This is a genomic window from Coleofasciculus sp. (genome assembly GCF_046565525.1).
In the GTDB taxonomy this organism is placed as follows: domain Bacteria; phylum Cyanobacteriota; class Cyanobacteriia; order Cyanobacteriales; family Coleofasciculaceae; genus Coleofasciculus.
This window is the reverse complement of sequence record NZ_JBKHUP010000170.1, coordinates 1-11297: the sequence shown is the minus strand read 5'-3', so window position 1 is coordinate 11297 and position 11297 is coordinate 1. Positions and strand designations below refer to the sequence as shown.

The window sequence follows — 11297 nt, the reverse complement described above, 5'->3', positions numbered from 1 at the left end:
ATGAATCTACTCGTTTGCAAGCCGCAGAGAGTTTAGGGAAAATAGACAAAGACAATCCCCAAGCCATCGCCGCTTTACTCCAATTAATCCATACTTCACAGGATGAGTTTACCCGTAGGCAAGCAATTGATAGCTTAAAGAAGATAACAGACAATCAGAAGATGGCAGAAGTTATCACCGCATTGAAGGATTACTTATCCGATAAGACTCGCCAAAATGACTTTAATCGATATAAAAATTGCTATGAACTCCTCTGGCACTACGCCCAAACTCTCCCCTACCCCACCTTTTACCAAGCATGGCATCAACTAGAAGCAAAAGAGAATGAACAATCGCCAATAGAAACCACAACCCCAGCCAACACATTCACCCTCAAAGAATTACCCCAACGCCTACACACCGCCCTAGAAACCAAAACCCAAATCGGCGAAATTCAAGACTTGCCCCGACTCATTGCCATCGACGCCAACAAATTCCTCGATCGCGAAAACCCTTCTGCCAAAATCTACCACGAAATGCGACGCCACAAATTCCCCAAAAGCAGCCATGGCACACCCCAAACCCTGGCACAATTGCAAGCCTATTGGGATGAACAGTTAATCGAAAGCAATAAATCCATCGTTTGGCTATTCTACAACAGCACTCCCCTACCCAACACAGAACCCCCAACCGAAGACTTTAGCCCCACATTTCTAGCCGACTTAAGCAAATTTGATGGGGCAATTGCTGTCATCACCCATCAACCCAATAGTCCCTTAAAATCATTCTCCCCCAATCAGCCCAATTTAGTCGAAGATATGGTGGCGTGGATTTTTGACATCCTCACCACGCCGTAGGGGTTTGGTAACCAAACCCCTACAAAAACAATTAAGCCTTAGCCGCCGCATCTTGTGATTCTTGCGCCGATTTAGTCACACCCATGCGAATTTCTGAAGACAGAGACGCCATGCTAAAGCCGCCAAATCGCTTCAAAATGCTCGTCCTTAGCCGTAAGTTAGGACTAGCAAACCACAAACGCTCCTCAGAATACATGGTTTCGTAGTCGGTAATTAACGTCAGCGCCTGATCATCCCCCATAATATAGTGACCAGCTACCGGGGCTTTCTCCGCATAACCCATTTCCCGCAATAGCTTCCCTTCATTGGGCTTATCAGGATCAGCAACTGGCACCAGCACCGTTGAGCCTTGATGCTTCTCTTCATCCCAATCCATTGTGCCATCCCACGTCACTCTGGCACCACAGAGGGCTAAGGCTGGATCAACCTCGTACTGTTGACATAGCTGAACCACTTCTGGCGCATCAGCCGCGATCATTTCAATCGTAATATTGGATTTACCATTTTCAGCTTGCTTAAATGCCAGATGGTGGCTGGTGCGCTGAGAAAACCATCGCCCAGCACTCTGCTCAAAAAACTCTTTTATATCCATGAAGTCAGACGTTTCACGTTAACAAAGCTTTAACTGATTTTATCGTTCTCCTTGGTTATTTATAGTTCATTTTTGCTTTTTCCTGGCTTCAGGGAAAGATATGGGCAGGAGTTTAGGCTGGGTTTGCCGCCTCTTGCAAGCGGTTCAGGGAAATGGATGCAGCTTGAGCAACTTGGGAATGGCTGTCTTTTGCCAAGAATTTTAATGCTGACAGGCTTTTTGGAGTGGGTAAGTTACCGAGGGCTTCGGCTAGGCGTTGGCGCACTAACCAATCGGGAGACTGGGCAAAGCGCAGGATATCATCCACGGCTTCGACGGCTTTAATTTCACCCAATGCAGAGATAGCCGCCTGTTGTACCACGATTTCTTCGCTATCGAGTGCCTGAGTGAGAACTTGACGGGCGCGGGGATCTTTTATATTGCCTAATGCGACAGCCGCGCTGAACCGGACTAACCATTGCGTATCTTCATAGAATGTCCGGACTAACGATTCAAAGGCTCTGGCATCTTCTAGATATCCTAATGCTCCGGCGGCATCAGCGCGAATGCCATAGTCGGGGTCATCGAGTAATTTCACCAAAATAGGGTAGCATTCGTCCGTCTGCTTCACCCCTAAGGCAAAGACTGCCATCGATCGCACCTGTAAACTGGGATCATCTAAAACCTTCTTGATTAAAGGCACAGCATCCTCTGCGGGCACGTTACGGAGGTGGGCTAGCGCCAACATGCGATCGCGGGAGTTGCCACTCTCTAGCTGATCTGAAATTTGCGCTAAGTTAGGATAATCCATCAGCTTCCCTTCGTTGTTAAGAAATGTTACATACATTATAGAAAATTACTCAAGGAAGCGCACTCGCCCAGGATGAGGGAAGCTGGGGAAGCAATGTCGAGACGTGATGCAAGAAGCCTTTAAAAGCGAGGGAACCTGGTATGTGTGTAGGGACGGGTTTCACTACTCAACGGAGTAACAACACCGGACAAGGAGACAGCCGCACCACTTGCTCAGCCACAGAACCCATCAAAACACGCTTGACACCTGTGTGTCCGTGGGTAGGCATGACAATTAATTCCACTCCTTTGTCTTTGGCATAGTCCACAATTTCATGACTGGGAGTTCCAATCGAAACTTGAATCTGTACTCCTGCATACCCCAGTTCACTCAGCTTGTTTTTCAGGACTGATTTGGCGTTGTTTTGCCGAGATTCTGAGGTGACAGTTTTCCATATTGTACCTGGATCAACTGCACTCAGAGGCAGAAGAACGTGAATAACATGCAAATGAGATATGTCCTCGACAAACTCTAAAGCGGGAGCCAGTGCAGTAAAGGATATATCCGAAAAATCAGTCGGTACAAGCACCTCATTCTTTTTTAGCCAGCTCATAATTGTTAATTATTAATTGTTAATTGTTAATTGTGAAACCCGCCCCTACAATCGGCAAAACTCAAAACTATTCTCCTACTTCTGCTCCCTCTGCTCCCTCTGCTCCCCCTGCTCCCTCTGCTCCCCCTGCTCCCCCTGCTCCCCCTGCTCCCCCTGCTCCCCCTGCTCCCTCTGCTCCCCCTGGTTCATCGTATCTACGAAGCTGCTCAAGTATTTCCGCCGCGCCGCACTAGTCTCCAGTTTCTTGAGGGGTGACTCCCATAGCGGCTTGCTTTTGGGCATAAGTTGGCATTTGCCCCGAACGCAGCCGCTGCATATAATTACTGATGTCTTCTGCCACTTCGTTGGAGAGGAAATAAGCTCCAACCAGGTTGGGAAGTGCCATCATCAGCAGCGTTAAATCACTAAAATCAATCACCGCGCTGGGTGCTACCACAGCACCGATAAAAACGCAGGTGACAAAAATCAGCTTATAGATAATAATTGTGCGTTGACCAAAGAGATATTGCCAAGAAATCTCGCCGTAATAACTCCAGGAAATAATCGTGGAGAAAGCAAACAGGAAAATCGCGATCGCGAGAACAATCGGGAACCAGGTACTAACCGTGGCGAAGGCATTCAGCGTCATCTGGGAACCGTCGATTGCTTCACCGGTATTTTGATAGACGCCAGTCAGGACAATCATGATTCCGGTCATGTTGCAGATGATGATCGTATCAATAAACGGTTCGAGGAGGGCGACAATCCCTTCGCGCACCGGTTCATCAGTACGAGCCGCCGAGTGAGCGATCGCGGCTGAACCAATTCCCGCTTCATTGGAAAAAGCACTACGCCGCACCCCTTGCACGATAACGCCAATAATACCGCCTTCAATCGCTCCAGGAACAAACGCTTGGCTAATAATGGTTGCGATCGCGCTGGGAACTTGGGGCAAATTTACCAGAACAATCCACAGACAACCCATGACATAGAGTACCGCCATCGCTGGCACTAGAAAACCCGTAGTTGAAGCAATTCGCTCAATTCCACCAATAATCACGATCGCGGTTAACACTGCCAAAACCAGACCGACGATCCATCCCTGCATCCCCGGAAATATACCGATAAAAGCCGCCGCTGCTTGGTTAGACTGGAACATATTCGCGCCGCCCATCGAACCCAAAATCGCCAGCACGGAAAAAATAATTGCCAATCCTTTTCCTAGACGACTCAGTCCCATATTGGTTAACCCGCGTGAGAGCATATAAGCAGGTCCCCCCGCGACTGTACCATCAGGGCGTTCGATGCGATATTTTAGTCCCAGGGTACATTCCACCAGTTTAGTCGTCATCCCCAGAAAACCCGCTAACGTCAGCCAGAACATCGCGCCTGGACCTCCGATCTGGATTGCCACCGCCACGCCAGCAATGTTACCCAATCCCACCGTTCCAGACAACGCCGTCGCCAGCGCCTGAAAATGGGAGACTTGTCCCTCTTCCTCTGGATCATCATACCTACCCCGTACCACATCAATCGCATGTTTAAAGGCACGGATATTAATAAAGCCCAGGCGAATCGTAAAGAAAATACCCGCCACAATTAACCACAGCACAATCAACGGGAAACCAACGATGTCGAAGAACAGAATTTTGGCTAAGTCTTCGACGATTGCTGAGAACACCGTGTCGATCGCACCCAGGAAACCCCCAGAGGTTTCGGTATCTTGAGCGAGAACTCTAACGGGAAACAATAGCAGCAACAGGAAAGCTAGCACTAACGCCGCTAGCTTTCCCCGTCTTTGACGTTTAAGCTGCACCGGGGAAATTGGCTGTTTTCTAGGGTATGTCATTGTGAGTTTAATTGCCAACTTGATATCGATCAGGTTATTCCACCCAGTCGAATTAGAGGAAGATTATAGCAAAATGATCACAACTTGAATGATAAATAAACAACTCTCGGTCTATCACTGGACTGGAGTTGAGGGGTGTGGGGTGTGGGGTGTGGGGTGTGGGGTGTGGGGTGTGGGGTGTGGGGAATAGCCGCTACAAGGATAAAGGAGGTGACAAAGGCAGATTTGGTATCAAAGCTCATCTTCACTCCAGTTCCCCCCTTTCAAAGGGGGGCTAGGGGGGATATTTCCGGGGATCGGGGAGATAAACCCACCAATACACTCACAAACTGCATCAAAACAATTCATCACGTCATTATTGGTAAAACGTACCACCTGCAAACCGTAACCTTCTAAAATATGAGTGCGATTTTGGTCATAAATTATCGCTTCTTCGCAAAAATGAGTATCTCCATCGACTTCGATAACCAACTTCAGTTTGGCACAATAGAAATCAACAATAAAATTATCGATGGGTTTTTGCCGCCATACTTTTAACGGAAATTGTCTTAAATAGTCCTGCCATAGTTTACGCTCGGCTGGGGTAGGATTTTGTCGCATTTTCTTGGCTCGTTCAACCAGAATAGGATTATACGGTAGAAAATAGCGTCCTTCTTTTAATTGAGACATGACCAAATTGTTGATAAGGTTTATATCCATCCCCCCAAACCTTTCTCATCCCCCCAAACCCCCCTTTGAAAGGGGGGCTTTATTGTATGGGGGCTTTATTGTATTTTTCTGAGTCACAGCATCACCCATGTTCTAAACCTTCGTCAGCGGAAGTATCAGTATCCATACCTAACTTGCGTTCCTGAAGCTTCAACAGAATTTCTGCATGAACTTCGCGGGTGATGGGATAGAAATATGCCAAAACTAACCCACAGATTAAGAACACGGTGGGTAATGGACCCACCACTAACCGAATCGCTAGCAGCGCTGAAGCCGGTTGTTCGGGTATCGGTTGACCCGGTTCGCTACTCAAAAACCCAGACCAATCTAGCGCTTGTCCCACGAAAAACAACCCCAATGCTAATCCTATCTTTTGCAGGAGTACCATAAAGGAATAGAAAATTCCCTCGCGCCGTTGACCTGTATTCAGTTCATCCAATTCAATTACATCGGGTAACATTGACCAAGGGATGAGATAGGCAATGGCAATACCAAACCCTGCCATGACAAAGAGGAGGTACATTAAACCAACCTGATCCGGTGGTAAAAAGAATAGTCCGCCTTGGGCGACAATCCATGCACTCATTCCCATAAAATAAACTGCCCGTTTCCCGACGCGCTGACTCACCCAATTCCAGACAAACAGCATCACTAATGCTACAGATTGAACCACTAAGGCGGCGGTAAAATAGGAATCTTGACCCATCCAGTTAACCAAATAATAGGGAATAATCGCCGCTGTTAACTGAAAAGCTAACCAGGAAAACAGATAAATCCCAATGACATAGAGAAAAGGGCGATTCCTAAAGGCAATTTTTAGCTGTTCTAAAAAAGGGATTTCCGTTTCATTACTCTCCGCCACCGTTTTATGGAAACGCACTTCCCCAGCCGCCGTTGGATCTGTGGTTCCCCACACACACCAGTAGGTGGGTAGAACAGACAGAACTGTACAGATTAGTCCTAAGACTAAATATTGTTCTTGATCATTGGGAATAGCTTGAAAGATAAATTGACCCAATGCTAGGGAAAGAATACTCCCGCCAATAGAGAAGGCAAAGCGAAAACTATTCAAGGTGGTGCGTTCGTTGTAATCTTGGGTCAATTCTGGCGTCAGCGCGGTATAGGGCAAATTGACGCCTGTAAACGCCATGTTGAATAAAATACTGACAATCACGTAGTACCAAAACAGCGCCGACTGATTGATGGGGGGTACAACCCATTGCAGGAAAAAGAACACACCAAAGGGAATCCCGGATAGAATCATCCAGGTATGGCGTCGCCCCCAACGGAACCGAGTGCGATCGCTTAATACTCCAACAATGGGATCATTAATAGCATCCCAGATTTTGCCGATTAACAGCACCGTACTGGCTAACCCTGGACTTAATCCAGCTACATTGGTGAGGAAAATCAGTAAGGAGAACGCTAACAGGGTAGCTGTAATCCCCGCCCCCATATCACCCGCCCCGTAAGCCATTTTCGTGGCAAGATTAAGTTTTTCAGGTTGGGGTGGTGTTGGTGGAACTGGAGACTCTGATGGGGCGGTATTACTCATTGCCGTTTTCTATTGCTTAAATAGGTAACTGTAACACAATCCCTATTTTCATCATCTACATGGGCATCCCATTGGTGTTGATATTCGGATTAGAAACCCGGTGTTGTTTGAGCAAAAAGTGCGGCAAAATCTTTGGTAATCACTGCACCAGAAGCATCTTCGGGTTGAGAAATCACATCAAAGGTTTTGTTACGAGCATTCGGTTCTAACAAAGCCTGTACTACAACTTCAGCTACATCTTCACGGGGAATGGATGTAGGTATTCCATTGGGCGGATTTTTCAACATCGTATCATTTTTACCCACCAATAGTTCCCGTTTCCCTCCCGGCTGATCTTGCAACCCACCGGCACGGATAATAGTATAGTCGATTCCTGAATCGATTAAATACTGTTCTGCCTTGCGCTTCCAAATCAAAATGTTGCCATTACCAATACGATTGAGGGGATGATTTTCATCAGTTCCACCCATAGAACCCACTAGGACAATATGATTGACCCCTGCTGATAAAGCGGTATCAATTTGGTTAATCTGACCCTGATAGTCAATCGCTTCTGGCATTTCACCGGTAGCAAAGGTTAATTCAGGGCGCTGTCCCGGCTGTGGGATACCTTTAGGCTGGGGTATAGCACTGGTGAGAATAACTAACCCTTGACAATCTACCAAGGCGGGGGCGAGGGTTGCGGGATCTCGGATATCCCCGAAATAGAAACCCTCTGTTGTCCCGAACAATTGCTCAACCTTCTGTCGCGATCGCGCAAAACCCCGGACAATAAACTGCTCTTTACGTTGTTGTAGTTTCTGGACGACGAGAGAACCAGTGCGTCCAGTTGCACCAGTGACGAGGACTTGCACAGGAGTGTTCATCAAAGTTAACGATAGAACGAATTGTCGCTGATATTAACTATGCCACAGCTCTCCCTTTATTTTCTCAGAAATTCAAATTATTTTCTGGACACCATCCTTGCGCCCAGAGAATTCTAATCCACTGAATTAGGTGTGTCATACCAATTTTCGTAAAAAACCTCAGCGCGTTTGCAGAACCTGTGTTCTTATTGTCGCTGAGGATCAACTGAAGGATACGTTTGATATGTTTCTCAATTCAGGAAGAATTTTAGGCGATCAGGAAAATCTTTTTTAATTTCTTCGTAAACGAAGAGATCTTAGACCCAATTAATCAATTATCAATTATCAATTATTAATTATCCATTGATAATTTACTCATAGCTTGCTTGAGTCTGGTATTACTTTTTTTGAGGACAGTAATATCCAAACGATTAGCCGATTCAGCCGCAATTAAGCCATTCATCGCGTTGTAATACAAATCGGTGTCGTAAGCAATTAAAATTAAATCAACTCCAGCATTCACAGCTTTTATCGTAGCATTAGCTAATCCATCTTGACTGCCATAGACAGCCTGCATACTAAAATCGTCTGTAATTAGAATGCCATCATGGTTCCACTTATTTCTAATAATTTCGCTCACAACTTTTGTCGAAAACGATACAGGATGATCAGGATCAACGGACATCAATTGGGCATGTCCCAACATCGTAAAGGCGTTTGTTTTGCTCATGACTTCCCGAAACGGCACCCAGTCCGCTTGGCTTAATTCATCTATTGAAGTCTTCAATTGAGCATGGTCAATATGGGTATCAGTATCCAGTCGTCCCAATCCAGGGAAATGCTTAATTGTACAGGTTACGCCATAGTTGGCTAGGGTTTGGCAATACCATAATGCCACCTTAGCGACAACGTCTTTATCGGCAGATATGGCTCTCAGGTAAATTTTAGAATATTTATCATCGGGACTGATAATTCCCTGATTTAAATCCACGACTGGAGCAAAGTTTAAATTAATACCAATCTCAGACAATTCCTTACCCTGGATACTGGCATAATCGATAACATCATCTTTAGTGCGGTCAATAGTTTTTTCGTCCTTAATAATCGACGATAAGGGAGGCAATTGAGTTAAAGGCGGAGATAATCGAGAGACGATACCGCCTTCTTGATCTGTGGCTATCCACAACGGCGATAACCCCTGACTGGTGCGAATTTCTTGTAACGATTGAATTTCTTGATGGATTTCGTCTTGGGTTTTATTCTGGATATTCCGTTTCGTGATAAACACACCAGCGATCGCGCCTTTTTCGACGAGGATTTTGACCTCCTCAAAATTGCGATAACCCACGATAAAGTGCTGACCTAGTGTTTCCAATTGGCTCGCTTCTCGATTGAGAATCGCTTGTTTGGTTAACTGAAACTTAACTTCCTTCGTCACCGCCAAGGAAAAACTGAATGACGCGATCGCTAAAATCAAAACGCTGAGGATAACTTCTTTCTGGCTTGAATTTTTCTTCCAGCCGGAAATTTCCGCAATGATTAATCCTAAACTAAGGATAAAGACCAAACCAAATGCCCAACCCCTTACACTTGCCAGAAAAGGTGTTCTTAAATAAAATGATGGAAACACCAGAATGATGGCTAAAACCAGTTTAATGAGTTTTATCATAAATTTAGTTAACGCAATCATTGGTTATTGCATGTCTGGTTTGGCTAAACTTTTTTTAGAGAGGAAAATTTGAGTTTAAAATACTTTCTTTTTAAGCACTTTAGTGCTTACTACGAACCGGGAGCATGTCACCTTTGTAAGTTGGGACTTTGGAACGAAACCCAACGCCATCGAGAGCCTGTTGGGTTTCGCTTATGCTCTACCCAACCTACTTGAGCGTTTTGTGCTGTCCCTGACATGCTCCCCTACAAACCTCACTTGTATCAGTGAGTTCAACTTAATATCATAGGTCATATTTCCCCGGTTTTTCGGCTGCTCTCGGTGATTGAGATGGTTTTATTTCGTAGGGTTGAGAGGGTAAAATTTCTAATTGTCGATGCTTTGGCTTCTCCACTTTTTGGGGTTTGTCTTTGGCTTTAGTTTTGGCTTTACCACTTGAACCGCGCCGCCGTTGAGATGTTCCTTCTTCACTGGTATTTTCCGCAACCACTTCATACAATATCGCCAACTTATTCTGATCAGTTCCCTTGCGTAACACGCGCCCTAATCGCTGTACATATTCCCGTTCTGAACCCGTACCCGATAAAATAATCGCGACTCGTGCATCAGGAACATCAACCCCTTCATTTAAAACATGGGATGCGGTCAAGATTTTATAGTCTCCTTCGCGAAACCGTTGGAGAATTTCATGGCGTTCTTTAACCGGGGTATGGTGAGTAATGGCGGGAATCAGCAATTCTTGGGAGATCCGATAAACGGTAGCATTATCATTCGTGAACACCAAGATACGTTCCGGATAATGTTTGGCGACTAAATCTGCTAATACTCGTAATTTTCCTTCCGTTCCTAAAGCGATTTCCTTGGCTTCCCGATGGGCTAACATGGCGCGGCGTCCTTTTTGAGAACCGGCACTGGTTTGCACAAATCGTTGCCATCCGTCTAAACTACTCAGGTAAATATTCGATTCTCTTAAAAAATCATTACGTAGTTTGAGACAGGCATCGTAGCGATCGCGCTCCTGGTGTGATAGTTTGACTTTAATCTGCACCACCTTATGTTCAGCCAAGGCTAACCCGGCTAGGTCATCGGGGCTTTTGCGATAAACCTGTTGACCAATTAAGCCATCTAGGTCATGATGACGCCCATCAGTACGATCAGGGGTAGCAGTGAGTCCTAATCGGTAGGGTGCGATCGCGTATTCGGCTATGGATCGATAAAAGTCGGTGGGTAGGTGGTGACATTCGTCAAAAATTAACAACCCATACTGATTCCCCAGGGACTCAGCGTGAATTGTGGCACTATCATAAGTGGCGATCAAGATTGGCGTGCGATCGCGCGAACCTCCCCCCAGTAATCCCACCTCTACATCCGGAAACGCCGCTTCTAACTGCGCGTACCATTGATGCATCAAATCTAACGTTGGCACCACAATTAATGTACTGCGAGGGGTAGCTTGCATTGCGAGTTGGGCGAGATAGGTTTTTCCGGCGGCTGTGGGTAATACCACCACCCCTCGGCGCCCCGCTAATTTCCAGGCTAATAAGGCTTCCTGTTGATGGGGATACGGTTCCATCTCAAAGCTGGATACCAACTCCAAGGGTATGAATTCCTTCGCCTCATCAATAAAATCGACCCCTTCAGCTTGCAGCACTTCCACCAAGGGGCGGTAGTGCATTCCCAGAATCCGAAACTTCTCCACCCGATCATCCCACGTCGCATAATCCACCCACGCCTTACCCCGTGGGGGTGGATGTAAGAGTAGAGTTCCCCGGTTAAAGGTTAATTTTGGGGTACGAGCCATTCGTATGAACTACCCGCCCCTACTTCGTTGAGGGGCGGGTTTCTACATCCTGCCCCGTAGGTTCCGTAGCGGATTTTTGAC

10 protein-coding genes are annotated in these 11297 nt (G+C 46.2%); 1 reads left to right on the top strand and 9 read right to left on the bottom strand.

The window, feature by feature from the left end; all coding sequences use genetic code 11:
- Window positions 1-836: HEAT repeat domain-containing protein (locus ACLGGO_RS33615; RefSeq protein ID WP_446422570.1), on the top strand; the 836-nt coding region annotated here is incomplete at its 5' end.
- Window positions 837-867: 31 nt separating this feature from the next.
- Here ACLGGO_RS33615 and ACLGGO_RS33610 read toward each other — a convergent pair.
- The 9 genes from ACLGGO_RS33610 to ACLGGO_RS33570 form a co-directional block, all read right to left on the bottom strand.
- Window positions 868-1428 carry a phycobiliprotein lyase gene (locus ACLGGO_RS33610; protein ID WP_446336749.1) on the bottom strand — a complete coding sequence of 187 codons (561 nt, stop codon included), beginning with the start codon at window positions 1426-1428 and terminating at the stop codon, window positions 868-870.
- Window positions 1429-1540: 112 nt separating this feature from the next.
- Complete coding sequence (locus ACLGGO_RS33605) at window positions 1541-2218, bottom strand: HEAT repeat domain-containing protein (protein WP_446336750.1); 678 nt, start codon at window positions 2216-2218, stop codon at window positions 1541-1543.
- Between the two features lie 166 nt (window positions 2219-2384).
- Window positions 2385-2810 carry a universal stress protein gene (locus tag ACLGGO_RS33600; protein WP_446336751.1) on the bottom strand — a complete coding sequence of 142 codons (426 nt, stop codon included), beginning with the start codon at window positions 2808-2810 and terminating at the stop codon, window positions 2385-2387.
- 229 nt (window positions 2811-3039) lie between these two features.
- Window positions 3040-4638 (bottom strand): alanine/glycine:cation symporter family protein, encoded by a 1599-nt coding sequence (locus ACLGGO_RS33595; RefSeq protein ID WP_446422569.1) that lies wholly within the window; start codon window positions 4636-4638, stop codon window positions 3040-3042.
- Window positions 4639-4869: 231 nt separating this feature from the next.
- Window positions 4870-5307 (bottom strand): endonuclease domain-containing protein, encoded by a 438-nt coding sequence (locus ACLGGO_RS33590; RefSeq protein WP_446422568.1) that lies wholly within the window; start codon window positions 5305-5307, stop codon window positions 4870-4872.
- Window positions 5308-5428: 121 nt separating this feature from the next.
- Window positions 5429-6901, bottom strand: a complete 1473-nt coding sequence (locus ACLGGO_RS33585; RefSeq protein WP_446422567.1) for an MFS transporter — start codon at window positions 6899-6901, stop codon at window positions 5429-5431.
- Between the two features lie 89 nt (window positions 6902-6990).
- A complete protein-coding gene (locus tag ACLGGO_RS33580; protein WP_446371948.1) occupies window positions 6991-7767 on the bottom strand; it encodes an SDR family oxidoreductase in 777 nt (258 codons plus the stop codon).
- A 331-nt stretch (window positions 7768-8098) separates the two neighbouring features.
- Complete coding sequence (locus ACLGGO_RS33575; protein ID WP_446422566.1) at window positions 8099-9415, bottom strand: glycoside hydrolase family 3 N-terminal domain-containing protein; 1317 nt, start codon at window positions 9413-9415, stop codon at window positions 8099-8101.
- Window positions 9416-9698: 283 nt separating this feature from the next.
- The gene (locus tag ACLGGO_RS33570) at window positions 9699-11216 is read right to left on the bottom strand and encodes a DEAD/DEAH box helicase family protein (RefSeq protein WP_446422565.1); all 1518 of its coding nucleotides are present in this window, start codon (window positions 11214-11216) and stop codon (window positions 9699-9701) included.
- Between the last annotated feature and the right edge of the window lie 81 nt (window positions 11217-11297).

Coding starts and splice junctions, on each gene's coding strand:
- ACLGGO_RS33575 (WP_446422566.1), bottom strand. CDS start 9,415: ATGATAAAACTCATTAAACTGGTTTTAGCCATCATTCTGGTGTTTCCA.
- ACLGGO_RS33595 (WP_446422569.1), bottom strand. CDS start 4,638: ATGACATACCCTAGAAAACAGCCAATTTCCCCGGTGCAGCTTAAACGT.
- ACLGGO_RS33610 (WP_446336749.1), bottom strand. CDS start 1,428: ATGGATATAAAAGAGTTTTTTGAGCAGAGTGCTGGGCGATGGTTTTCT.
- ACLGGO_RS33580 (WP_446371948.1), bottom strand. CDS start 7,767: ATGAACACTCCTGTGCAAGTCCTCGTCACTGGTGCAACTGGACGCACT.
- ACLGGO_RS33590 (WP_446422568.1), bottom strand. CDS start 5,307: ATGTCTCAATTAAAAGAAGGACGCTATTTTCTACCGTATAATCCTATT.
- ACLGGO_RS33605 (WP_446336750.1), bottom strand. CDS start 2,218: ATGGATTATCCTAACTTAGCGCAAATTTCAGATCAGCTAGAGAGTGGC.
- ACLGGO_RS33600 (WP_446336751.1), bottom strand. CDS start 2,810: ATGAGCTGGCTAAAAAAGAATGAGGTGCTTGTACCGACTGATTTTTCG.
- ACLGGO_RS33585 (WP_446422567.1), bottom strand. CDS start 6,901: ATGAGTAATACCGCCCCATCAGAGTCTCCAGTTCCACCAACACCACCC.
- ACLGGO_RS33570 (WP_446422565.1), bottom strand. CDS start 11,216: ATGGCTCGTACCCCAAAATTAACCTTTAACCGGGGAACTCTACTCTTA.